Consider the following 23264-nt stretch of genomic DNA (forward strand, 5'->3'; position numbering starts at 1 on the left):
GATGAGTTCGCGGGCCCCCGGCGGTCGTACCTGCACCAGACCCCTGAGGAGGACCCCATGACCGAGCCGACCACCCACCAGCTGTCCCGCCCCGGCGTCACCCTGACGTACGACGTCCGCGGCGACGTGGCGGACGCGACCCCTGACCGCCCGGTGCTCGTGCTCGTCGGCTCACCGATGGGCGCCGCCGGGTTCACGACGCTGGCGTCGCACTTCACCGACCGTCCCGTCGTGACCTACGACCCGCGCGGTGTCGAGCGCAGCGTGAAGGACGAGCCGGCGTCGGAGTCCACGCCCGAGGAGCACGCCGACGACATCGCGGCGATCATCGACGCGCTCGGCGTCGAGCACGTCGACCTGATGGGCAGCAGCGGCGGGGCCGTCAACGGCCTCGCCCTGGTCGCCCGGCACCCGGGCCGGGTCCGCACGCTCGTCGCGCACGAGCCGCCGGCTGTGGTCAACCTCCCTGACGCCGAGTGGGCGCTCGCCGCGAACGACGACATCGGCGCGACGTACCAGAAGGAGGGCATGGGCCCGGCCATGGCCAAGTTCATCGCGCTGGTGATGCAGCAGGGCGAGATCACCCCGGCCTACCTCGAGCAGCCCGCGCCGGACCCGGCGATGTTCGGCCTCCCGGCGGAGGACGACGGCGACCGCACCGACGCGCTGCTCGGCCAGAACAACCGCAGCTGCGTGCGGCTGGTCCCCGACGTCGAGGCGATCCGGGCGAGCGGTACCCGCGTGGTCGTGGCCCGCGGCGTCGAGTCCGGCGAGCAGCTCGCGGCTCGTTCGGCGGGCGCGGTCGCGGCCCTGCTGGGGCAGGAGGCCGTGTCGTTCCCGAGCGACCACGGCGGCTTCCTCGGTGGCGAGTACGGCCAGCAGGGCGACCCCGACGCGTTCGCGTCGAGGCTGCGCGAGGTGCTCGACGGGGCGTGAGTCAGCCGGCCCGCCGGCGGCCCTTGCGGACTCGCAGGTAGTCGGCGACGACGTACTCGCCGAGCCGCGACAGGTCGGGGGTGAACACCCGGCCGCCGGCGCGGCGTGCCATCGCGTCGACGAACCGCTCCAGCCCGGGGTCGTTGCCGAGCATGAAGAAGTTGATGCCGGCGCCGTACCGCGCGAGCTCGTCGACCTGCCGCACTGTCGCGCGGACGGTCTCGTGGGTCGGTGGCCAGTTGAAGACCGGGTAGCCGTCGGCGGTGAGGTGCGCCGTCGGCTCGCCGTCGGTCACGACCAGCACGACGGGCTCGGCGTCGGGGTGCCGGCGCAGGTGTCGGGCCGCGATCATCAGCGCGTGCTGCAGGTTGGTGCCCTGCACCCACTCGGGCTCGACGTCGGCGAGCTGCACGGGGTCGAGCCGTCGGGCGGTCCGGTCGAAGCCGATGATCTCGAGGGCGTCCTGCCGGAACCGGGTAGCGACGAGGTGCGAGAGCGCGAGGGCGGTCTGCTTCATCGGCCCCCAGCGGCCCTCCTGCACCATCGAGAAGGACAGGTCGACGCAGAGCGCGACGGCGGCGGAGGTACGACGCTCGGTCTCGACGACCTCGAAGTCGTCGACGTGCAGCCGCGCCGGGATGCCGGCGCCGCGGCGCAGCGCGTTGCCGACCGTGCGCACCGCGTCGATCGGCAGCTCGTCGCCGAACTCCCAGGCCCGGGAGGAGCCGGTGAGCTCGTCGGCCGACCCGGTGCGGTGGTCGGCGTGGTCACCGGAGGAGGCGGCGTCGATCTGGGCGAACACCCGCTTGAGCGCGGTCTCCCCGAGCCGCCGGACGGCCCGCGGCGTCAGGCGGACCCCGTCGTCGCCGCGGGTGACGTATCCCTGGCGCTCGAGCTCGCGCTCCAGCTCGCGCAGCGCCTGGAAGTCGGCGGCCGCGGACGAGCCGAGCTGCTGCTCGAGCACCTCGACGTCGACGTCGTCCAGGGTGCCGCCGGGGCGGTCCATCGCGAGCGCCTGCTCCAGCGCCTCGAGGTCGGCGAGCTCGGCGACGGCCTGGACCGCGTCGCTGTAGCCCATCGGCTCGCCGCCCTCGCGCATCTGCACCGGGCCGCGGTCCATGCCGGGTCGCAGCGCGCGCAGGTTGTCGGAGAGCTGGGCCATCTGCGAGGCGAGGTCGGGGTCGGACAGCGCGTCGCTCATCAGCTGGCCGAGCTGGGCGCGCTGCTCGGGCGACAGCGACGCCATCATCCGGTCGGCCGCGGCCTGCCGGCGGGCGAGCGCGTCGATCAGCTCGTCGACGTTCTCCGGCTGCTCGGGGAACAGGTCGCCGTGCTTGTCCATGAACTCGCGGAACTTGTCCTCGGTGTCCTCGCCGCGGGCGTGCGCCGCGAGCAGGTTGTTGAGGTCGGCGAGCATGTCCTTGACCGCCTGCATCATCGCGGGGTCGGGGTCCTGCAGGGCCTGGGCCATCCCGGCGAACTGCGCGTCGAGCACCTCGCGGCGCAGCATGTCCTGGATCGAGTCGTAGGTCTGCTTCGCGGTCGGCGAGTGCCACTGGTAGTCCGCGAGCGCCCGCACGGCTCCTGCCGTGTCGTCGGGGACGGTCGCGAGCTCCATCTCGGCCCAGCGGGCGTCCTCGCCGTCCTCGGCCGCCAGGGTGTCGCGCTCGTCGGCCAGCGCCTGGTCGAGCGCGGCCCGGACCTGGTCGAGGGTGCCGCCGAGGTCGCCCCGTCGGCGGGCGGCGTTGCGCATCCGGCGGGCGCGGGCGGCGAGCTCGTCGAGGCCGCGGCGTCCGTCGAAGCCGCGGCGCAGCAGGTCGGCGAGCGCCTCGCGCATCGAGCCGCCCGCGAGCACGTCGCGGCCGACCTCGTCGAGCGCCGCGCGTACGTCGTACGGCGGGGCGAGCGGGTCGGGCCCGCCGTGCCACGGGCCGTAGCGGAAGCGGCCGGTGCCGTGGCCGTGGCGTGGCACGTCAGGCTCCGTAGACCGACCGGCCCGAGCCGTCGTGGGCGGGCGACTTGTCGATGCGGCGGGTCAGGTGCAGGCCCTCGAGGACGAGCTCGACCGCGGCGGCCACCTGGCCGGGCCCCGGCGGGTCGACGTCGCTGGTGACGTCGCCGTACCCGAGCCGGTCGAGGACCTTGGCGAGGCCGGGCACCGTGCCGACCTGGCGCAGCAGCTCGTCGCTGGTGACGAGCTCACCGGTCTCGACCGTCGCGCCCTCGGCGAACAGGTCCGTGAAGCCGGAGAGGTCGAGGCCGTGCAGCCGCTCGCGGAACGTCTCGGCGACCGCGACGCGCATCAGGTGCGCGACGACCTCCTCCTCGCGGCCCTCCTCGCCCATCTCGAACTCGACCTTGCCCAGCAGCGTGGGCAGCACGCCCGGCAGGTCGCAGACGCGGGCGACGGCGTCGTCCTCGCCGGTGCGGGCGCTGCGCCGGAGCGCCGAGGCGGCGAGCGCCTCGACGGCCGCGATCGCGAACCGCGCGCTCACGCCCGAACGCTGGTCGACCGACGGGGACTCCCGCAGGCCGCGGGTCAGCCGGGCGACCACCTCGATGAGGTGGACCGGCACGTCGGCGACGACCTCGGCCTCCTGCGCGACGAGCACGATCTCCTGCTCGACCTCGTCGGGGTAGTGGGTGCGGATCTCGGCGCCGAACCGGTCCTTGAGCGGCGTGATGATCCGGCCGCGGTTGGTGTAGTCCTCGGGGTTGGCGCTCGCGACCAGCAGCACGTCGACCGGCAGCCGCAGGCTGTAGCCGCGCACCTGGATGTCACGCTCCTCGAGCACGTTGAACATCGCGACCTGGATGCGTTCGGCGAGGTCGGGCAGCTCGTTGATGCCGAAGACACCGCGGTTGGTGCGCGGCAGCAGGCCGTAGTGGACGGTCTCCGGGTCGCCCAGCGTGCGGCCCTCGGCGACCTTGACCGGGTCGACGTCGCCGACGAGGTCGCCGACGCTGGTGTCGGGGGTGGCGAGCTTCTCGACGTACCGCTCGTCGCGGTGCCGCCACGCGATCCTCAGGTCGTCGCCCAGCTCGTCGGCGAGCCGGCGGCAGCGCGAGCAGACCGGGGCGACCGGGTCGTCGTTGATCTCGCAGCCCTCGACGTACGGCGTCCACTCGTCGAGCAGCGACGCGAGGGTGCGCATCAGGCGGGTCTTGCCCTGGCCGCGCTCACCGAGGAGCACGAGGTCGTGGCCGGCGAGCAGGGCGCTCTCGAGCTGCGGCAGCACGGTGTCGTCGAAGCCGACGATGCCGGGGAACGCGGGCTCGCCCGCGCGCAGCTTGGTGAGGAGGTTGTCGCGGATCTCGGCCTTGACGGGCCGGGAGCGGTAGCCGGTGTCGCGGAGGGCACCCAGCGTCGTGGGTCGGCTCATGTGAGCGAACCTACGCCTGACCGGCAAGCGGTCACGAGCCGTGGCGCGGCCTCCGCAGCACGACCAGGGACCGGTCGGACACCTGGAACTCCACGCCGGGCAGCAGCGTGGTCGCGTCCTCGAAGATCGAGACGCTGCCGGCGGTGTCGTCGGCCGTGTCCAGGGCGACCAGCCAGCCCTCGCCGTACACCTCGTCGGGGAGCGTGAACGTCAGCGGCTCGTAGTGCCCGTTGAAGGCCACCAGGAAGGAGTCGCCGAGGACCTTCTCGCCACGCTGGTTGGGCTCGGGGATGGCCTCGCCGTTGAGGAAGACGAGCATCGAGCGGGCGTGGTGGTTCTGCCAGTCCTCCGAGCCCATGGTCGTGCCCGAGGGTGTGAACCAGGCGATGTCGGCCGGCTCACCGTGCTGCGGCGGCTCACCGGCGAAGAAGCGACGACGCCGGAACACCGGGTGCTCCTGGCGCAGCGCGACGACACGCCGGGTGAACGCGAGCAGCTCCTCCTGCGACGGGGACAGGTCCCAGCCGACCCAGGAGGTCTCGTTGTCCTGGCAGTAGACGTTGTTGTTGCCACCCTGGCTGCGGCCGAGCTCGTCGCCGTGCAGGATCATCGGCACACCCTGCGAGAGCAGCAGCGTGGCGAGGAAGTTGCGGTGCTGCCGGGCGCGCAGGGCGTTGACCTCCTCGTCGTCGGTCTCGCCCTCGGCGCCGCAGTTCCAGGACCGGTTGTGGCTCTCGCCGTCGTTGCCGTCCTCGCCGTTGGCGTCGTTGTGCTTCTCGTTGTAGGACACCAGGTCGCGCATGGTGAAGCCGTCGTGCGCGGTGACGAAGTTGATCGAGGCGATCGGCTTGCGGCCGGAGTGCTCGTAGAGGTCCGACGAGCCGGTGATGCGCGACGCGAACTCCGCCAGCGTCGACCCCTCTCCGCGCCAGTAGTCCCGGACCACGTCGCGGTACTTGCCGTTCCACTCGGTCCACAACGGCGGGAAGTTCCCGACCTGGTAGCCGCCCTCGCCGACGTCCCACGGCTCGGCGATCAGCTTCACCTGGCTGACGACCGGGTCCTGCTGGACCAGGTCGAAGAACGCCGAGAGCCGGTCGACCTCGTGGAACTGACGGGCCAGCGACGAGGCGAGGTCGAACCGGAAGCCGTCGACGTGCATCTCGGTGACCCAGTAGCGCAGCGAGTCCATGATCAGCTGCAGCACGTGCGGGTGCCGCATCAGCAGGGTGTTCCCGGTGCCCGTGGTGTCGTAGTAGTGGGCCTTGTCGTCGTCGACGAGTCGGTAGTAGGCGGCGTTGTCGATGCCCCGGAAGCAGAGCGTCGGCCCGAGGTGGTTGCCCTCGGCGGTGTGGTTGTAGACCACGTCGAGGATCACCTCGATGTCCGCCTCGTGCAGCGCCTTCACCATCGCCTTGAACTCCTGCACCTGCTGGCCGCGCTGGCCGGAGGCGGAGTACGCGTTGTGGGGCGCGAAGAAACCGATCGTGTTGTAGCCCCAGTAGTTCGCCAGGCCCTTGTCGACCAGCGTGGTGTCCTGCACGAACTGGTGCACCGGCATCAGCTCGATGGCGGTGACGCCGAGCTTCTTGAGGTGCTTGATCGTCGCGGGGTGGCCGATGCCGGCGTAGGTCCCGCGGATGGGTTCGGGCACGTCGGGGTGCCGCATGGTCAGGCCCTTGACGTGGGCCTCGTAGATGACCGTGTCGTGGTACTCGTGGTGGGGGTTCCGGTCGTTGCCCCAGTCGAAGAACGGGTTGACCACCACGCCGAGCATGTTGTGGCCGCGGCTGTTGCGCCGGTTGAACTTGTCCGGGGCGCCGAACCGGTAGGAGAACAGCGACTCGTCGCCGTCGATCTGGCCGTCGACCGCCTTGGCGTAGGGGTCGAGCAGCAGCTTGGTCGGGTTGCAGCGGTGGCCCTCGGCCGGCCGGTAGGGGCCGTGCACGCGGTAGCCGTAGCGCTGACCCGGCTGCACGCCCGGCAGGTAGACGTGGTGGACGAACGCGTCGGTCTCCGCCATCTCGACGCGCCGCTCCCGGCCGCCGTCGTCGATCAGGCAGAGCTCGACCTTCGTCGCCACCTCCGAGAAGAGTGCGAAGTTCGTGCCCGAACCGTCGTACGTCGCACCCAGCGGGTACGGCCTGCCCGGCCAGATCTCCATGCGTTCCCTCTCCCTCGCGGCTGCGTGCTCGCACCGTACCCACCCCTGGTGACGATCACGTGTCGCGTCCGCCACGACCCAGGGCGACGGATTCCGCACTTTTCTCGGGCCCGGATGCGTGGAAGCCTGGGCCCATGGCCATCTCCACCACCGATCCCCGCACCGGCGAGGTGCTCCGCACGTTCGACGAGCTGACCGACGAGCAGCTCGAGGACCGACTGGCCCGGGCCGCGGCCGCCGCCGCGTCGTACCGGCTCACGTCGTTCGCCGAGCGGGCCGGCTGGCTCACCGCCGCGGCGCAGATCCTCGACGACCGGGTCGACGAGCTCGCCGCCCTGATGACGCTCGAGATGGGCAAGACCAAGAAGGCCGCCGCCGCGGAGGTCGGCAAGTGCGCGTCGGTGCTGCGCTACTACGCCGAGCACGCCGAGTCGATCCTCGCCGACGAGCCGGTCGACGCGTCGAAGGTCAACGCCAGCAAGGCCTACGCCCGCTACCTGCCGATCGGCGTCGTGCTCGCGATCATGCCGTGGAACTTCCCGCTCTGGCAGGCGATGCGCTTCGCCGCGCCCGCCCTGGCCGCCGGCAACGTCGGGCTGCTCAAGCACGCCAGCAACGTGCCGCAGACGGCGCTGTTCATGGAGGACCTGTTCCGCGAGGCCGGCTTCCCCGACGACGTCTTCCAGACCTTGCTCATGGGCAGCGGCAAGGTCGAGGCCGTCATCCGGGACGACCGCGTCGCCGCGGCCACGCTGACCGGCTCCGAGGGCGCCGGCGTCGCGGTCGGCCGCACCGCGGGCGAGTCGCTGAAGAAGGTCGTCCTCGAGCTCGGCGGCTCCGACGCGTTCGTGGTGATGCCGTCGGCCGACCTGGCCCAGGCGGCGAAGGTCGCGACCACCTCCCGCACCCAGAACAACGGCCAGTCCTGCATCTCCGCCAAGCGGTTCATCGTGCACACGGACGTGTACGACGAGTTCCTGGCGCACTTCGCCAAGGAGATGTCCGCGCTCGTCGTCGGCGACCCGATGGAGGAGGGCACCGACGTCGGCCCGCTGGCCACCGAGGGCGGCCGCGAGGACGTCGAGACGCTGGTCAAGGACGCCGTCGACAAGGGCGCGACCGTGGTGCTGGGCGGCGAACGGCCCGAGGGCGGCGGCTGGTGGTACCCGCCGACGATCCTGGCCGACCTCACCGAGGACATGGACCTGTACGACGAGGAGGTGTTCGGCCCGGTCGCGTCCGTCTACCGCGTCGCCGACATCGACGAGGCGGTCAGCCTGGCCAACGGCACCCGCTTCGGCCTCGGCTCCAACGCCTGGACCAACGACGCCGACGAGCAGGAGCGGTTCATCCGCGACCTGGAGGCCGGGCAGACGTTCGTCAACGGCATGGTGGCGTCGTTCCCGGCCCTGCCGTTCGGCGGCATCAAGGCCTCCGGGCACGGCCGCGAGCTCGCCGACCACGGCATCCGGGAGTTCTGCAACATCAAGACCGTCTGGATCGCCTGAGCCATTCCACTCGACCACACGGCCCGGACCGGTCTGGTCCGGGCCGTGTCGCGTATGACCCGTTTGGCCCATGTCGTCCCCCTGCGTCCGGCCCTACTCTCGGGGAACTGTCGTCGTCAGGGGGAGGCGCGCGCATGCGTCGTGGTCGTACGTCGTCGTTGCTGGTAGCTGGTTCTCTCATCGGGCTGGCGCTGGCGCCACCCACCGCGCAGGCCGCCGTGAGCAGCGGACTCTTCCAGCCGCACGTCACCCAGGCGCTGCCCGCATCCGTGCGCGGCGTGGCGTTCGGCGACGTGACGGGCGACGGGCGCGCTGACGTCGTCGCGACCACCGACACCAGCCTCGTCGTGATGGCGCAGTCCGCCGACGGCTCGCTGGCCGCTCCGGTGTCGTACGCCCACGCGGCCGCGGCGACCTCCGCCAACGAGCTGGCGATCGGCATCTCGGACCTGGACGGGGACGGCGACAACGACGTCGTGCTCACCAGCAAGGCGGGCGTGCAGCTCTGGGACCAGGTCGCGGGCGGGACTCTTCGCTACGACTGGTCGTTCCTGCCGCCCGGTGCCCGCGACCTCGAGGTGGTCGACGTCAGCGGCGACGGTCAGGCCGACCTGGTCGTGAACACCGGCGCCGGGATCCGGGTGTACTGGCAGATCTTCGGCGACCTGATGTCGGCCAGACCCACCGCCGAGGTCAGCACCGGCAACGCCACGGAGGTGGAGGTCGGCGACGTCACCGGTGACGGACTGCCCGACATCGTCAGCGCCCTCGGCCGGACCGTCGAGGTACGCGCGCAGCAGCCCGACCTCTCGTTCGCAGCGCCGGTCACCTACCTGTCCGGCGGCGTCTCCGGGTGGGAGACGGTCAACGGCCTCGCCCTGGGCGACACCAACGGTGACGGCCGGCTCGACGTGCACGTGACGACCGGTGGCAACTCCCCCACCGCGCGGGTGGTGACCCGGGAGCAGACACCGAACGGCGTGCTGGGCGCCCCCCAGGCCCTGACCAGCTACGACATCCCCGAGACGATCGAGGCGGCCGACGTGACCGGTGACGGCCGGGACGACCTGTTGGTGCTGCACGGCGGCTGGAACCGGCTCGGCGTCTACGACCTGACCCCCGGCACCAACCCGGCGGAGACGTTGTTCGCCATCCCCTACGCGAGCCACTACCCCGTCGACGGCCTTGCCGTCGGCGACGTCAGCGGCGACGGGCAGGCGGACGTCGGCATCGCGGACTACAACCAAGGCGTCGTGCTGCTGCGGCACTCACCCGCCGGCACCGACGCGACGCCCCCGCAGACGACGATCACGAGCGGCCCCTCGGGAGGCACGCCCGACCCGACGGCGACCTTCACGTTCACGTCGAGCGAGGCGGGCAGCTACGAGTGCCAGTTCGACCAGGAGCCGCGGTTCACGACCTGCACGAGCCCGAAGACCTACAGCGGGCTGACCGCCGGCGCCCACTCCTTCCAGGTCCGCGCCGTCGACCTGGTGGGCAACGTCGACCCGACGCCGGAGTACCAGGGCTTCCAGGTCAGCGCGCCGGACACCGTCATCACCGGCGGGCCGACCGGCACGGTGCGCTCCGACACGGCGTCTTTCGCGTTCGACTCCGGTACGACGTCGGCGGCCGGTTTCCAGTGCCAGTGGGACGGCGGCCTGTGGACCGCGTGCACCTCACCGGCCACGAAGTACGGCCTCGCGGCCGGGCCCCACACGTTCGGCGTCCGCGCCGTCTCGACGTACGGCGTCGCCGACCCCTTCCCCGCGACCCGCTCCTGGACCGTCGAGACACCGGCCGACGTGGCCGTCAGCACGACCGGGCCGGCAAGCGTCAGGAAGAACGGCACGATCACGTGGACGACGGTGGTCTCGAACCCCGGTCCGGCCGGCGCGACCGGTGTCGTCCTCGCGCAGACCGTGCCGTCCGGCGTAACCTCGGCCAAGGCCACCGGCTGCACCGGGTCGACCACGCTCACCTGCCCCGTCGGCACGCTGGCAGCCGGCACGAGCCGGACCTTCACGATCACCGGCAAGGTCACGGCCACGAAGGGCACGCTGACCTCGACCGCGACGGTCACGAGCACGTCGTGGGACCGGAACACCGCCAACGACCGGGCGACCGCTACCAGCACGGTCGGCAGGTAGCGACTCGACTCAGAACAGCGTCGGGTCGGGCTCCGGCTGCTTCGGCAGCGGCGGGAAACGGGCGGCCGACCGCGCCCGCGGCGGCCGCCAGGCGGTGTCGACGTCGACCGGGCGCGGCTCCGGCGGCTCGGCGCCGGTGAGCGCCCGGACCAGTGACGGCGTGCGCAGGTCGAACCGCGCCAGCACGCTGCGGACCTGTTCGAGGTCGAGCGGGAGCCGGCCGACACCGCGCGGGATGTCGAGGCCGAGGGGCACGTCGCGGTGCATGGTCATCACCGCCCGGTTGAGCTGGAACGCCGCCCGGGCCTCGCTCGTCGCGAGCGTCGCGGCGAGCGCCTTGCCCACGGCCGCCCGGCAGCGCTCGCCGTCGGTAGCGGCCTCGGTGAAGGCCTCCTCGGCGGTGGCGAACGCCGCCAGCAGCTTGGCCGCGGTCTTGGGACCGAAGCCGCGCACGCCGGGGAGGTTGTCGGAGGCGTCACCGCGGAGCGCGGCGTAGTCGAGGTACTGCTCGGGGCGGACCCCGGCGACGAGGGTCAGCCGGTGCGGATCGAGCATCGGCGAGGCGTCGACGCCGCCGTTGAGGATGCGCAGCATGCGGGTGTTGTCGTCGATCAGCCCGAACGAGTCGCGGTCGGACGTCGCGATGACCGTGCATGCGCCGACGCTCGGCGCCCACGCGGCGGCCGAGGCGAGCACGTCGTCGGCCTCCAGCCCGTCGGGACGGACGACGACGACGCCGAGGTCGCGCAGCACGTGCACCGCGGTCTCGAGCTGCTCGTCGAGCGTCGCGGGCTTGGGGTCGCGGTGCGCCTTGTAGATCGGCCAGCGGGTGCGGCGGTGGCTGACGTCGGGGTCGTCGAACCCGACCACGACGGCGTCGGCACAGGCCCGGTCGACGGCGGCGCCCAGCATCGACAGGAACCCGCGCACCGCCCAGGCCGCCTGCCCGTCGGCGGTGCGGAACCCGGTGCGCGCCGAGGCGTGGAAGCACCGGTGGAGCACCGAGTTACCGTCGATCGCGAGCAGGGTGGGAGCCATCGGGAACAGCCTAAGGTGATCGACCGACAGCCGGGCGGAGGGTCGGACGCCAGGCGGTGCTGCCTAGGATCGCGATCATGACCAGCGAGATGGAGGTCGGCATGACCAACGCCGGTGGCGCGTTCACGGAGTACCTCGGCGTCCGGTTCGAGGAGGCCACCGGCGACCGGGTGGTCGCGACGTGGACAGCGACCGAGGCGCTGCACCAGCCGTTCGGCATCGTCCACGGCGGCGCGCACGCGGGGGTCGTCGAGACGCTGGCCAGCGTCGGCGCGAGCGTCTGGTGGGGCGACCGCGGGAAGGTCGTCGGAGTCAACAACAACACCGACTTCTACCGCGCGGTCAGCGAGGGCGAGCTCACCTCGACCGCCGTGCCGCTGCACCGCGGCCGCTCCCAGCAGGTCTGGGTGGTCGAGACCGTCGACGCCGAGGGGCGGACGGTCGCGCGCGGTCAGGTCCGGTTGCAGAACCTGACCGGCTGACGACCGGCCCCGAGCAGCCCGCGAGGGCTCAGACGGAGACCGGGTTCGACGCCGAGCCCGGCTCGCGCTGCTGCGGGAACACGGAGACGTACGGCGACAGCAGGCCGGTCAGGCCCTCGCTGGCGATGCGGCGCTGGTACTCCAGCTGCTGCTGCTCGGAGGTCACGACGGCTAGGTCCTTGGCCTCGGCCCAGCAGTCGGCGTGGTAGGAGTTCTCGGCGTTGGCCGGCCCCGCCGTGGCGTGGTGGGGCTTGATCCGGTTACGGCAGTGCGAGCAACGATCCACAGTGCAGGCCTTTCTCAACACCGGTGACAGTACCGGAGCGATCGCCTCCCAAGCACCGCTTCGGCCGTACCGGTCCCGTCGAACCCTGTGAACTCCCGGCCCCCGCCGGATCCGCTGGATCTCTGCGTCCACCTGACATGAGACATATCGGTCGAACGGGAGGACCGACTCAAGGGCGACCCGAGGATTTGACCTATTTGTTTACCTTGTGGCCCAGATGCCCGAGGTCCCGCGCCGGTGGCTCCCGATGAGATGGGTGTCCACGATGCCGACGGCCTCCATCAGGGCGAACATCGTCGTGGGCCCGACGAAGACGAACCCGCGGCCGCGCAGCGCCTTCGCGAGGGCCTTCGACTCGGCGGACTGTGTCGGCACCTCGTCGTACGACGCGGGGGCGGGCGTCGCGGGCGGCCGGAACGACCACACCAGGTCGGCGAGGCCGCCGTCCTCGCGCAGCGCCACCGTCGCGCGGGCGTTGGTGACGGTCGCCTCGATCTTGCGCCGGTTGCGCACGATGCCGGCGTCGGCCATCAGCCGCTCGACGTCGCCGGCGTCGTAGGCCGCCACCCGGTCGGGGTCGAAGCCGTCGAAGGCGGTGCGGAAGGCCGGCCGCTTGCGCAGGATCGTCGCCCAGGACAGGCCGGACTGGAACGCCTCGAGGCTGAGCCGCTCGAACAGCCCCTGCTCGTCGCGGACGGGCATCCCCCACTCGGTGTCGTAGTAGTCGCGCAGGAGCGGGTCGGTCGCGGCCCAGGTGGGCCGGGCCAGGCCGTCGTCGCCGATCACGAGCATGCGGGTGAACCTAGTACGGCCCGCCGACCACCCCGGTGACCACCTAGCCGCGCGGTCGGGCGCGGGCCTCCTCGATGCCGTCGAAGGTCAGCACCGCCGCGGGGGCCGGGCGCGCGAACAGGTAGCCCTGCGCCAGCTCGCAGCCGAGATCGGCCAGCCGGTCGCGGGCCGCGGCCGTCTCGACGCCCTCGGCGACGACCCGCAGGTCGAGCGAGCGCGCCAGCGTCAGCGTGGACTCGACGATGGCCGCGGCGCGCTGGTCGTCGACGAGGTGCGTGACGAACGACCGGTCGAGCTTGAGTCCGGTGATCTCGTGCAGGTCGCGCAGGTAGCCGAGCGAGGAGTAGCCGGTGCCGTAGTCGTCGACCATCATCCGCACGCCCAGCCAGCGCAGGTCGCGGATCACCCCGCGGGCCCGGTCGGGGTCGGCCATGAACAGGTCCTCGGTCAGCTCGAGCTCCAGTGACTGGCCGGGCAGTCCCTCGGACTCCAGCAGCATCGCGAGCTGGTCGGGGAAGGCGACGTCGAGCAGGTTCGTGACCGAGAGGTTCACCGCGACGGTCGCGTCATGGCCGAGGCGACGCCAGTCGGCGGCCTGCCGGACGGCCTGGCCGAGCACGTTGAGGGTGAGCAGCCGCATCAGCCCGCCGCTCTCGGCGAGCGGGAGGAAGCCGGCCGGTGGCACGAGCCCGAGATCAGGGTTCTGCCAACGGCACAGCGCCTCGAACCCCTGCACCTCGCCGCTGTCGAGGCGGACGATCGGCTGGTAGTGCAGGACGATCTCGTCCGCCTGGATCGCCCGGCGGATCCGCTCCACGGACTCCAGGCGCACCAGGTTGGCACGGTGCGGCTCGGGCCGGTAGAGACTGTGCCCGACGCGGTTGACCTTGGCCTCGTACATCGCGAGGTCGGCGTGCTGCAGCAGCTCGCCGGGCTCGGTCCCGTCGCCGGGGAAGACCGCGATGCCGACGCTGGCGGACACGTCGAGCTCTCGGCCGGCGGTCGGGAACGGGCGCCGCATCGCGAGGGTGATCCGCTCCGCCGTCGCCAGCGCCACCTCGGCGTCGGCGGCCTCGAGCAGGATCGCGAACTCGTCGCCGCTCATCCTGCCCAGCCGGTCGGCCGGCCGCAGGACGTCGAGCAGGCGGTCCGCGACCTGGCGCAGCACCCGGTCCCCGTGAGCGTGCCCGAGCGCCTCGTTGACCGCCTTGAAGTCGTCGACGTCGAAGATCAGCAGGGCGAGCGGCAGCTGACGTGACCGGCCGCGCAGGGTGCGACCGAGGTGCTCGTGGAAGGCGCGTCGGCTCTGCACCTCGGTGAGCTCGTCGACGCGGTCCTCGCGGCCCGCGGCCACGCCCACGACGGTGCGGAACGTGAGCGTCGTCCGCGCCAGCACGACCACCAGCGCGAGCCCGATGAGCACGCTGGCCACGACCAGGGCGTCGCTCACGGCGGCGTACACGAGGGCGGTCACGCACAGCAGCGCGAGCGCGCCCGGCACGGCGAGGGTCGGCAGCAGCTCGCGCCGGACCGCGGGCCGGGACGGGAGGAAGCCGGCCGCGGCGAGCACGAAGTTGGTGAGCAACGTGAACCCGACGAGCAGGGTGCCCGGCCGCCACGTGCCGGCGGTGATCTGCGCCAGGAACACCGTGTCGACCACGACGAAGCTCAGCACGCCGGCGAAGAGCGCCCAGATCGGGAGCGGCGGCTGCCAGCGGTACGCCGCCAGCACGGACGCGACGACCATGAGCAGGGCGATGTCGAGCACCGGGTAGGCGAGGTTGGTGAACACCACGGACGGTGCGCCACCCACCCGCCCCAGCAGGGTCGGTCCGAGCAGCGCCACCGCCACGCCACCCGCGAACAGGGCCGTCGCGATGCCGTCGAGCGCCATGCCGGCGGACACGAAGGAGAACCGCGACCGGACCAGCAGCACCAGCCCGACCATCATCAGCACCGGCGTGAGCAGCCAGAAGGCGTCGGCGAGCGACGGGTACACCGGCGGCACCACGAACCGGACCCAGCCGAAGTAGGTGACGAACCCGAGGGCACGCGCCGACAGGCCGAGGCCGATCCACAGCCACAGCCAGGCGTCCTCGTCGCGCCGGGCCGCCCGCAGCAGGCACAGCACGGCCGCGAGCACGAAGCAGGAGCCCTGCACCCAGCCGTCGACCCAGGGGATGAAGGTGTGCGACGGGCGGATCGCCGGGAGGTTGTGCACGGTCACGACGAGCGCGAGGCCGGCGACGACTGTCACCAGCACACGGACCACGCGGTCGGACGCGGTGCCGGACAGCAACACCTGATGACCCCCGTTCCGGGCGCGAGAGGGCGTGGGGCAGCGCCTCGATGCTAGGGGCGCGGGCCGCTGCGCGTCGCCGGAACACGCGGACCGGCCCGCCCGCCGGGACGCCGCCCGGACGCGGTCAGTCCAGGCCGACGGCGTCCAGCACCCAGCGCCAGACCTGGTCGCGCTCCTGCGCCGTCTCCCGGGTGCCCCGCCGGTAGTGCGTGGTCCGGGGTGCCCGGTCGTGCCAGAACCGGCCGCCCGGGGGCGCGGGCTCGGAGGCCGCCAGCCAGACCACCGTGTCGGCGCCGGCCGACGCGTCGCGTAGTACGGGCCCGGTGACCTTGGCGAAGGTCGGCAGCGACGAGGTCACGCCAGGGGTGGCCGCCCAGCCCGGGTGCATGACGTGCACGGCGATGCCGTCGGACCGCCAGCGCTCCTGCAGCAGCGGCGCGAGCGCCACCTGCATCCGCTTGGAGCGGGCGTAGGCGGTGGTGCCGCGGTACTCCCCGCGCCGGTAGTCCGGGTCGTCCGCGGGCAGCCGCTGGGCGTACATCCCACCGGAGGCCACGAGCACCACCCGGGCGTCGTGACCGGCCAGGACCGGGCGGAGCAGCTCGGTCATCAGCACCGGGCCGAGCACGTGCACGGCGACGGTCAGCTCGTGGCCGTCGACGGACTCGGTGCGCTCGGCCGGGAGGGTGCCCGCGTTGTGCACGAGCACGTCGAGCCGCGGCACCTCCCGTGCGAACGCCTCCGCGAACCGGCGTACGGCGGAGAGGTCGGAGACGTCGCACAGCCGCACGTGCACCTCCGCCTGCGGCACCTCGGCCCGAATCGCGTCGGCCGCGGCCGCTCCCTTGGCCTCGTCGCGGACGAGCAGGTGCACGGTCGCGCCGAGCCGGGCGAGACCGAGCCCGGTCGCCTGCCCGAGCCCGGACCCGGCGCCGGTGACCAGGGCGACCTTGCCGGCCAGCGCCTCAGGACGCGGGTCGTCGGGCCACCAGGTGCGGCGCAGGCGGTAGCCGATGCTGCTGTAGCCGGGCACGACCGTGCGGTCGAGCGCGGTGTCGAGCGCCCGGGTGAGCGCGCTCATCGGGGCTCCTCGTCGTGGGCGCGGCGGAACAGCGGCGGCAGGTAGCGCACCATCAGCGCCGACCAGGTCAGGTGGGTGAGCACCGGCGCCTGCAGACCCTGGGAGGCGCGGCGCTGGAGGCCGAAGAGGCTGCCCATGACGCCGGCCGCCAGCACCAGCGCGGGGTTGCGGGTGGTCGAGGTGGCCAGGGCGTAGACGGCGGTGGACTTCACCACCGGGTGGTCGTCGCCGAGCGCGGCGTAGAGCGCTCCCCGGAAGAACACCTCCTCGCCGAGCCCGTTGGCCAGGGTGGTCAGCAGGACGAGCGGCTCGTCGCCCTCCTCGGCGAAGACGAGCACCCGCGAGATGGCGCGGTCGAGCAGCGGGATCTTCTGGGCGACCAGGGCGCAGCCGTAGAAGAACCCGAACGCGGCGACGCCGGTGGCGACCGGCGTGACCACGGGCCGGCGGAGCCGGTCGTCCTGGCCCTCGATCCAGCCGAGGTGCAGCGGCCCGGACACGAGGCCGCCGACCGTCCAGACGCCGGCGACGGTGAGCGTGGTGCCGTAGAACTCCCGCGAGCCGGGCTTGGTCGAGAGCCCGGCGCCCAGCAGGCTCGCGCCGACGACCGAGACGCCGGCGACGATCCGCCGGCGGCGCCGGACGATCGCCGCCGCCTCGTCGTGGACGACAGGCGCGACGTGGGTGATCGGCTTCGGCAGCCGGCCCCGCAGCCGGGCAACGAGGGCTCTCAGCGCGGGCTCCTGTGCTCGGCGAGCGCGGCCCGGACGGCGTCGTCGTACCCCATGGGATCGAACGGTACGACGCGGCGGATGCTGTCGTCCTCCACGACCACCTCCGTGCTCATCGACTCGACCAGGTTGCGGCCGGCCTCGGAGTCGACGTCGGTCACCAGCGCCAGCCAGCGCGACGACAGGCTCGGGCTCAGCAGCGGCACCGGGACGATCGGCAGCGGCCGGCCCTCGATCCGGGCGACCCGCTTGAGCATGTCGGCGTAGCGCAGCACCTCCGGGCCGCCGACCTCGAAGACCTCGCCGAGCGCGTCGGCGTTGCCGAGGACGCCGACGAGGTAGCGGACGACGTCGTCGACGGCGATCGGCTGCGTGCGGGTGTTGACCCAGCGCGGGGTGACCATCGCCGGCAGGTGCTGCACGAGCTGGCGGGTGATCTCCCAGGAGATGCCGCCGGAGCCCACGACGATGCCGGCGCGCAGCACGGTGACGGGCACGCCGCCGGCGCCGAGGAGGCCCTCGACCTCGCGGCGGCTGCGCAGGTGGGCGGAGAGGTGCTCGAAGTCGCGGTCGCGGCCGAGACCGCCGAGGTAGACGATCTGCTCGAGCCCGGCGTCACCCGCCGCCTCGCCGAAGGCGGTCGCCGCGTCGGCGTCCATCCGCTCGAAGTCGGGCGAGTCGAGCGAGTGCACGAGGTAGTACGCCGCCGTGCACCCCTCGAGCGCCGTGGCCAGCGAAGACGGGTCCAGGACGTCGCCCCGGACCGGCTCGCCCGGGCCCTCGTAGCGCTCGGGCCGGCGGGTCATCGCCCGGACCGGGTGCCCCGCCTCGACCAGCGCGGCGGTCAGCCGGCGGCCGACGAACCCGCTGGCGCCGGCGACGAGCACCGATGGCTTCTCCGCGGCCACCCGGCCACCTCCCTATGCTCGCGCATCGTCGTCGCGAATAGTTCAGCACTTACCTCAACACGCTGTCGAGGTTTACCCTCCTCCCGTGCCCGTCACTCCTGAGGCCAAACCTGTCCCGCCGGGGGCGATGACGATCGGCGAGCTCGCCCGGCGCACCGGCGTCACGCCCGAGGTGCTGCGCACCTGGGAGGCCCGGCACGGGTTCCCGCGTCCGCTGCGGCTGCCGAGCGGGCACCGGAGGTACGCCCCGTCCGACGTGGCCGCCGTCGAGCGCGTGCTGCGCCGGCGGGCGGAGGGCGTCCGCCTCGAGGTCGCCGTCGCGGAGGCGTGCCGGGACCGGGAGCCCACCCCGGCCGTGCCGTCGGTGTTCGCCACCCTGCGCCGCACCCACCCGCACCTGACGCCGACCCGGCTGCGCCGCGCCACGCTGGTCGCGCTGTCCCGCGCGATCGAGGACGAGTGCTGTGCCCGCGCGCAGGGACCGGTGCTGTTCGGGTCCTTCCAGCAGCCCCACCGGTACGCCGCCGCCGCGGCGCGCTGGACCGAGCTCGCCCGCACCGCCCGCCGCACGGTCCTGGTCGCGGCCGAGGAACACCTGCCCGACGACGCGCCGATGCGCCGCGAGTGGGTGGTCGGCTGCGACGGGCCCGCCCTGTGCGCCGTCCTCGCCGCCTGGGAGCCGCCCGGCCAGACCGGCCTCGCCGACGGCGACCGGGTGTTCGAGGCGATCTGGACCGTCGACCCCTCCGCCGTGCGCGCGGCCGCCCGGGTCTGCGCGACCGTCGCCGGCGACCTCGACCTCGCGGAGGAGCTGTCCGCGCAGCCGACCGCGCCCGAGACCGACCTGGCGGCGGCGACGGCGCTGTTCAGCCGGGTCGTGGCGTACGTGGACGCCGTCGCATGACCATCCGGCCGCTCAGGCGGTGCGCTCCCTGGCCCGTCGTGCGTGCGCAGCGACCTTCGCCCGGTTGCCGCAGACAGCCATGTCGCACCAGCGGCGACGGCCCCGGGTGTCCAGGAACAGCCAGCCGCAGTCGATGCCCGGGCAGGCACACACCTTCGCGACGTCGGGGCTGCTGAGCAGACCCGCCGCGGACCAGGCGGCCGCGAGGACGGGCAGCTCCAGACCGGCCTCCAGGCCGACGGCGAGGTCCGCCCCGGCGTCCGCGTCGGGACCGGCCGGCACGACGTCGACCAGTGCGCCGGCCCGCCGTACCTCGGGGGTGAGGGCGGCGAGCGCGTCCGCGTCGGCAGGGTCGAGGACCGCGTCGTGCACGGCGACGCGCAGCGCGCGGGCGCGCTCGAGCACCGTCGCGGCCTCCGCCTTGCGGCGTGCCGCGCGTCGGCGCAGCACGTCGGCATCGTCGCGGGAGACCAGCCCGGCGTACACCGACCACGCGACCAGCACGTCGTACGACTTCAGCCACTCGCGCCGCGCGTCCTCGACCTCGGTGACGTCGCCCCAGCCGGCCCAGGTGTTGCAGAAGTCGAGCGCGGGGTGGCCGCCCAGCCGCTTCGGAAGCGTCACGCCGTCCAGCTCGATCCAGTGCACGCCGCCAATTGTGCCTTGATTCGTTATCAACGCACATGGTGTCCTCCTAACCGTTTAGATCCGTCTAACTGGTTAGGAGCACTCATGACGAACGCACGACGTCGCGGGGCGGCGGCCGCACTCGCGGCCGCCTCCCTCGTGACGCTGGCCGCCTGCGGCGGCGGGTCGGGCAGCGACGGGGGTCCGTCGGCGGACGAGACGTTCCGTGCCGGCGGCGCGGCCGGCTCGGCGAAGAACGCGGAGGCCGAGGGGCCGGTGGCACTGCCGGACGACGCCACCGAGGGCGGCACGCTCACGGTGCTGACGGCCGTCGCTCCGTCGACCCTGGACCCGACCCAGGCCTACTACACCGACTCGACCGCGATCCTCTCCGACCTGGTCACCCGGTCCCTGACGCAGTTCGTCTACGACCCGACCAGCGACGACATGCAGCTCGTCCCCGACATGGCCACCGACCTCGGGCGGCCCAACGAGGACAACACCGAGTGGACCTTCACGCTGCGCGACGGCCTCAAGTACGAGGACGGCACCGCAGTGAAGGCCGAGGACGTCGCGTACGCGATCAAGCGCTCGTTCGCGATCGCGGAGCTCCCCGACGGGCCGACGTACAACACGACGTTCTTCCTCGACGGCGACACGTACAAGGGCCCGTTCTCCGACGGCGACGACTACCAGGGCGTCACGGTGAACGGCAACGACATCACGATCACGATGCGCCGCCCGTTCAGCGACATGGACTACTACGCGTCGTTCCCACAGTTCACCGCCATCCCGGAGGCCAAGGACAACCCGGAGACCTACGGGCAGCACCCGCTCGCCACCGGGCCCTACAAGTTCGCCGACTACAAGGCGGGCTCGAGCCTGACCCTGGTCAAGAACGACCAGTGGGACCCCGCCACCGACCCGGGCCGCATCCAGGCCGTCGACGGCTGGGACTTCAGGTTCGCCCAGGACACCGCGAAGCTCGAGAACGTCATCATCAACGACAACGGCTCGGCGCAGACCACGCTCACCTACGACAACGTCTCGGCGTCGTCGTACCGGCAGATCCAGCAGGACAAGGACCGGCTCGTCACCGGCACCTCGCCCTGCACGTTCATGTGGTTCATCGACATGACGAAGATCAAGGACCTCAAGGTGCGGCAGGCGCTGGGCTGGGCCTACCCGTACGTCGACGCGTGGAAGGCCGCCGGCGAGATCGTCGGCGTCACCCGCGTCCCGGGCACCTCCATCCTCCCGCCCGGCACCGCGGGGCGCACCGAGTACGAGGCGCTGCCCGGCCAGGACGGTCAGACCACCGACCCCGAGAAGTCGAAGGCCCTGCTGAAGGAGGCCGGCGCCGAGGGCTACGAGATCAAGTACCTCTTCGCGGCCGATGACGAGGCCGCCGTCGCCGCCAAGGACGCGATCGCGAAGGGCCTGGAGGCGGGCGGCTTCAAGGCCACCCCGATCGCCTCGACGGTCGAGACGATCCGCACCGACCGGACCGACTACAACAGCCCGATCAACGTCCGCTCCAGCGGCTGGTGCTCGGACTGGCCGGCCGGCGCGACCTGGTTCCCGGCGCAGTGGTCCGGCAGCCTCGTCGGCCTGGAGGGGATGCCCAACCCGGCCAACTTCAAGGTCAAGGAGATGGACGCCGAGCAGGACCGGATCCTCGACACCCTGACTCCGGAGGAGGCGCCCAAGGCCTGGGGCCAGTTCGACAAGACCATGGAGACCGAGTACTACCCCGCGGTCAACACCGGGTACGGCGGCACCGCGATGATCCGCGGCTCGAAGGTCGGCGGCATGGTCAACGACAACGTGCGCGGCATGCCGACGTTCTCGCGGATGTACATCAGCCAGTAGCGCTCGCGACCGCCCCGGCCAGGACCCGGGGCCAGGCCCCGGTCGACCTCAGGGCGTCGGCCGGCACGGCCGGTGAGGACGGAACCACCACCCGTCCTCACCGGCCGTCGTGCGCCTGGTGCAGCCCGGCACGACGCGGGTACCCGTGGCTGTGAGGTGGCCCACACCCCGGAATACTTGACGGTTCAATCTTGCTCCCTCTACATTGATTGAACCTTCAAGCCACAGAGGAGAACACATCATGGGTCTGTTCAACCGCTCCACCGCCACCGCCGACGCCCCCGTCGCCACCGAGGCGACCACGCCGCTCAACGGCGTCTACACGATCGACGCCGCGCACAGCCGGGTCGGCTTCTCCGCCCGCCACGCGATGGTCACCACGGTCCGCGGCCAGTTCAACGAGTTCGAGGGCTCCGCGACGTTCGACTCCGCGAACCCGGCCGGCTCGTCGGCCCAGATCGTCGTCAAGACCGCGAGCATCGACACCCACCAGGGCGACCGCGACGCGCACCTCCGCTCCGACGACTTCTTCGCCTCCGAGACCTACCCCGAGATCCGCTTCGCCTCCACCTCGGCCGTGCTCGTCGACGCCGAGACCTGGGAGCTCACCGGTGACCTGACCATCAAGGACGTCACCAAGCCCCTCACCATCACCTTCGAGTACACCGGCTCCGCCACCGACCCGTTCGGCAACCAGCGCGCCGGCTTCGAGGGCGCCGTCACCGTCAACCGCAAGGACTGGGGCCTCGGCTGGAACGCCGCCCTCGAGACCGGTGGCGTGCTGGTCAGCGAGAAGGTCAAGCTCGAGTTCGACATCTCCGCGATCGCCGCTCCGGCCCAGGCATGAGCGTCGACGCCGTACGGCTCAACCACGCCGTCCTCTTCGTCTCGGACCTGACGCGCTCGCTCGCGTTCTACCGGGAGGCCTTCGGCATGGAGGTGGTGGCGGAGGAGCCGCGTGCGAACGCGGCCTTCCTCCGCCTGCCGCGGTCGGGTAACCACCACGACCTCGGGCTGTTCGGCGTCGGGTCCCAGCAGCCGCGGCCGCGCGGCTCGCTGGGGCTGTACCACCTGGCCTGGCAGGTCGACACGATCGAGGCGCTCGAGGAGGCCAAGGCCACCCTCGTGCGGCTCGGCGCGTACGGCGGCGAGTCCAGCCACGGCGCGACGAAGAGCATCTACGCGCACGACCCCGACGGCAACGAGTTCGAGGTCATGTGGATGCTCCCCCGTGCGCAGTGGGGCGCCTACGAGAACGCCGCACCCGTGGAGCGCCTCGACCTCGCCGCCGAGGTCGACCGCTGGGCCGGCGTCCGCACGGCCGCCGAGCTGGTCCCCTTGGACCCGCGCTCGTGACCGCGTTCCCCGCAGCCACCGTGGCGACGCACGGTGCCTCCGACCCGGAGGCACCGCTCGTCGTCCTGCTGCACGGCCGCGGCTCCCACGAGCGGGAGATCGTCGGCCTCGCGCCCTACCTCCCGGCCGGTGCGGCGTACGCCGCGGTCCGCGCACCCATCGCGGAGGGACCCGGGTTCGCCTGGTTCGCCAACCGCGGCATCGGCCGACCCCTGCCCGAGTCGCTCGCGGAGACCATGACCTGGTTCCGCGGCTGGCTCGACGACGTCGCACCCGAGGGACGCCCCGTGGCCCTGGTCGGGTTCAGTGGCGGCGCCGCCTTCGCCGGCGGCCTGCTGCTGTCCGACCCGGGCCGCTGGGCGGGCGCGGCCGTGCTGTTCGGCACCCTGCCGTTCGACGCGGGGGTGCCGGTCGACGAGGACCGCCTCGCCGGCGTACCGGTGCTGGTGGCCCAGGGCGACCAGGACCACGTGATCCCGCGGCCGCTGCTCGACCGCACGTGGACCTACCTGCACGACGCCTCCGGCGCCGTGCTCACCGCCCACCGGGACCCCGGTGGGCACGGCATCACGTCCGGCACCGTCTCGGTGCTCGGCGACTGGCTGGAGCGGACTCTCCTCGCACCCGCCTGAAGGTAGAGGGCGTGTCTCTCAATTCTGGCCGTCGCGAGCGTCGTCCGGTGCGTGCGATGGCAAGGCGCCGGAGCGAAGGCGGGCCGGCGGCCCGTCGAGTGACGGCAACGCC

Annotated in this window: 20 protein-coding genes; 9 read left to right on the forward strand and 11 right to left on the reverse strand. The window is 72.6% G+C overall.

Features of this window, described 5'->3' with window-relative positions; genetic code table 11:
• Window positions 1-57 precede the first annotated feature (57 nt).
• Entirely contained in the window at window positions 58-936 is an 879-nt protein-coding gene (locus tag ETU37_RS01615) for an alpha/beta fold hydrolase (RefSeq protein ID WP_129985126.1), read from the forward strand.
• A gap of 1 nt (window position 937) precedes the next feature.
• Here ETU37_RS01615 and ETU37_RS01620 read toward each other — a convergent pair whose 3' ends face one another.
• From ETU37_RS01620 to glgX, 3 genes are read right to left on the reverse strand one after another with little or no spacing between them, the layout of a single operon-like run.
• Window positions 938-2908 carry a vWA domain-containing protein gene (locus ETU37_RS01620; protein ID WP_129985127.1) on the reverse strand — a complete coding sequence of 657 codons (1971 nt, stop codon included), beginning with the start codon at window positions 2906-2908 and terminating at the stop codon, window positions 938-940.
• Window position 2909: 1 nt separating this feature from the next.
• A complete protein-coding gene (locus tag ETU37_RS01625) occupies window positions 2910-4319 on the reverse strand; it encodes a sigma 54-interacting transcriptional regulator (RefSeq protein WP_129985128.1) in 1410 nt (469 codons plus the stop codon).
• Between the two features lie 31 nt (window positions 4320-4350).
• Window positions 4351-6483: a glycogen debranching protein GlgX gene (gene glgX, locus ETU37_RS01630; protein WP_129985129.1), complete on the reverse strand. Its 2133-nt coding sequence runs from the start codon at window positions 6481-6483 to the stop codon at window positions 4351-4353.
• Between the two features lie 134 nt (window positions 6484-6617).
• Here glgX and ETU37_RS01635 point away from each other — a divergent pair, with 134 nt between their 5' ends.
• Both ETU37_RS01635 and ETU37_RS01640 read left to right on the forward strand, forming a co-directional pair.
• Window positions 6618-7991 carry an NADP-dependent succinic semialdehyde dehydrogenase gene (locus ETU37_RS01635; protein WP_129985130.1) on the forward strand — a complete coding sequence of 458 codons (1374 nt, stop codon included), beginning with the start codon at window positions 6618-6620 and terminating at the stop codon, window positions 7989-7991.
• Between the two features lie 134 nt (window positions 7992-8125).
• Complete coding sequence (locus ETU37_RS01640; protein ID WP_129985131.1) at window positions 8126-10141, forward strand: FG-GAP-like repeat-containing protein; 2016 nt, start codon at window positions 8126-8128, stop codon at window positions 10139-10141.
• A 9-nt stretch (window positions 10142-10150) separates the two neighbouring features.
• Here the strand turns inward: ETU37_RS01640 and ETU37_RS01645 are convergent, their stop codons facing one another.
• The gene (locus ETU37_RS01645) at window positions 10151-11179 is read right to left on the reverse strand and encodes a 5'-3' exonuclease (protein ID WP_129985132.1); all 1029 of its coding nucleotides are present in this window, start codon (window positions 11177-11179) and stop codon (window positions 10151-10153) included.
• A 77-nt stretch (window positions 11180-11256) separates the two neighbouring features.
• Here ETU37_RS01645 and ETU37_RS01650 point away from each other — a divergent pair, with 77 nt between their 5' ends.
• Window positions 11257-11661, forward strand: coding sequence for a PaaI family thioesterase (locus ETU37_RS01650; RefSeq protein ID WP_206053631.1), 405 nt, complete (start codon window positions 11257-11259; stop codon window positions 11659-11661).
• A gap of 28 nt (window positions 11662-11689) precedes the next feature.
• On the opposite strand, the gene ETU37_RS01655 is transcribed toward ETU37_RS01650, so the two are convergent.
• The 6 genes from ETU37_RS01655 to ETU37_RS01680 all read right to left on the reverse strand — a co-directional run bounded on the left by ETU37_RS01655 (window position 11690) and on the right by ETU37_RS01680 (window position 17761).
• On the reverse strand, window positions 11690-11947 hold the full coding sequence (locus tag ETU37_RS01655; protein ID WP_129985133.1) for a hypothetical protein: 258 nt from the start codon (window positions 11945-11947) through the stop codon (window positions 11690-11692).
• 201 nt (window positions 11948-12148) lie between these two features.
• Window positions 12149-12739 (reverse strand): DNA-3-methyladenine glycosylase I, encoded by a 591-nt coding sequence (locus ETU37_RS01660; RefSeq protein WP_129985134.1) that lies wholly within the window; start codon window positions 12737-12739, stop codon window positions 12149-12151.
• A gap of 43 nt (window positions 12740-12782) precedes the next feature.
• A complete protein-coding gene (locus ETU37_RS01665; RefSeq protein WP_129985135.1) occupies window positions 12783-15041 on the reverse strand; it encodes a putative bifunctional diguanylate cyclase/phosphodiesterase in 2259 nt (752 codons plus the stop codon).
• Window positions 15042-15165: 124 nt separating this feature from the next.
• Complete coding sequence (locus ETU37_RS01670) at window positions 15166-16122, reverse strand: SDR family NAD(P)-dependent oxidoreductase (RefSeq protein ID WP_129985136.1); 957 nt, start codon at window positions 16120-16122, stop codon at window positions 15166-15168.
• Window positions 16119-16622, reverse strand: coding sequence for a CPBP family intramembrane glutamic endopeptidase (locus ETU37_RS01675; RefSeq protein ID WP_206053633.1), 504 nt, complete (start codon window positions 16620-16622; stop codon window positions 16119-16121). The genes ETU37_RS01670 and ETU37_RS01675 overlap by 4 nt, the downstream gene beginning before the upstream one ends.
• Window positions 16623-16852: 230 nt before the next feature.
• Entirely contained in the window at window positions 16853-17761 is a 909-nt protein-coding gene (locus tag ETU37_RS01680; protein WP_206053634.1) for an NAD(P)H-binding protein, read from the reverse strand.
• Between the two features lie 85 nt (window positions 17762-17846).
• On the opposite strand from ETU37_RS01680, the gene ETU37_RS01685 reads away from it, so the two are divergent.
• Entirely contained in the window at window positions 17847-18665 is an 819-nt protein-coding gene (locus ETU37_RS01685) for a DICT sensory domain-containing protein (protein ID WP_129985138.1), read from the forward strand.
• Between the two features lie 12 nt (window positions 18666-18677).
• Here the strand turns inward: ETU37_RS01685 and ETU37_RS23530 are convergent, their stop codons facing one another.
• The gene (locus ETU37_RS23530; protein WP_165372354.1) at window positions 18678-19313 is read right to left on the reverse strand and encodes a CGNR zinc finger domain-containing protein; all 636 of its coding nucleotides are present in this window, start codon (window positions 19311-19313) and stop codon (window positions 18678-18680) included.
• Between the two features lie 84 nt (window positions 19314-19397).
• Here ETU37_RS23530 and ETU37_RS01695 point away from each other — a divergent pair, with 84 nt between their 5' ends.
• The 4 genes from ETU37_RS01695 to ETU37_RS01710 all read left to right on the forward strand — a co-directional run bounded on the left by ETU37_RS01695 (window position 19398) and on the right by ETU37_RS01710 (window position 23152).
• Window positions 19398-21164, forward strand: coding sequence for an ABC transporter substrate-binding protein (locus ETU37_RS01695; RefSeq protein ID WP_129985140.1), 1767 nt, complete (start codon window positions 19398-19400; stop codon window positions 21162-21164).
• Window positions 21165-21405: 241 nt separating this feature from the next.
• Window positions 21406-22011 carry a YceI family protein gene (locus ETU37_RS01700; protein WP_129985141.1) on the forward strand — a complete coding sequence of 202 codons (606 nt, stop codon included), beginning with the start codon at window positions 21406-21408 and terminating at the stop codon, window positions 22009-22011.
• The gene (locus ETU37_RS01705) at window positions 22008-22520 is read left to right on the forward strand and encodes a VOC family protein (RefSeq protein WP_129985142.1); all 513 of its coding nucleotides are present in this window, start codon (window positions 22008-22010) and stop codon (window positions 22518-22520) included. The genes ETU37_RS01700 and ETU37_RS01705 overlap by 4 nt, the downstream gene beginning before the upstream one ends.
• Window positions 22517-23152: an alpha/beta hydrolase gene (locus ETU37_RS01710; protein ID WP_129985143.1), complete on the forward strand. Its 636-nt coding sequence runs from the start codon at window positions 22517-22519 to the stop codon at window positions 23150-23152. The genes ETU37_RS01705 and ETU37_RS01710 overlap by 4 nt, the downstream gene beginning before the upstream one ends.
• Window positions 23153-23264: the final 112 nt, after the last annotated feature.

Origin of the sequence: Nocardioides iriomotensis, from assembly GCF_004168035.1 — a bacterium.
In the GTDB taxonomy this organism is placed as follows: Bacteria; Actinomycetota; Actinomycetes; order Propionibacteriales; family Nocardioidaceae; genus Nocardioides_B; species Nocardioides_B iriomotensis.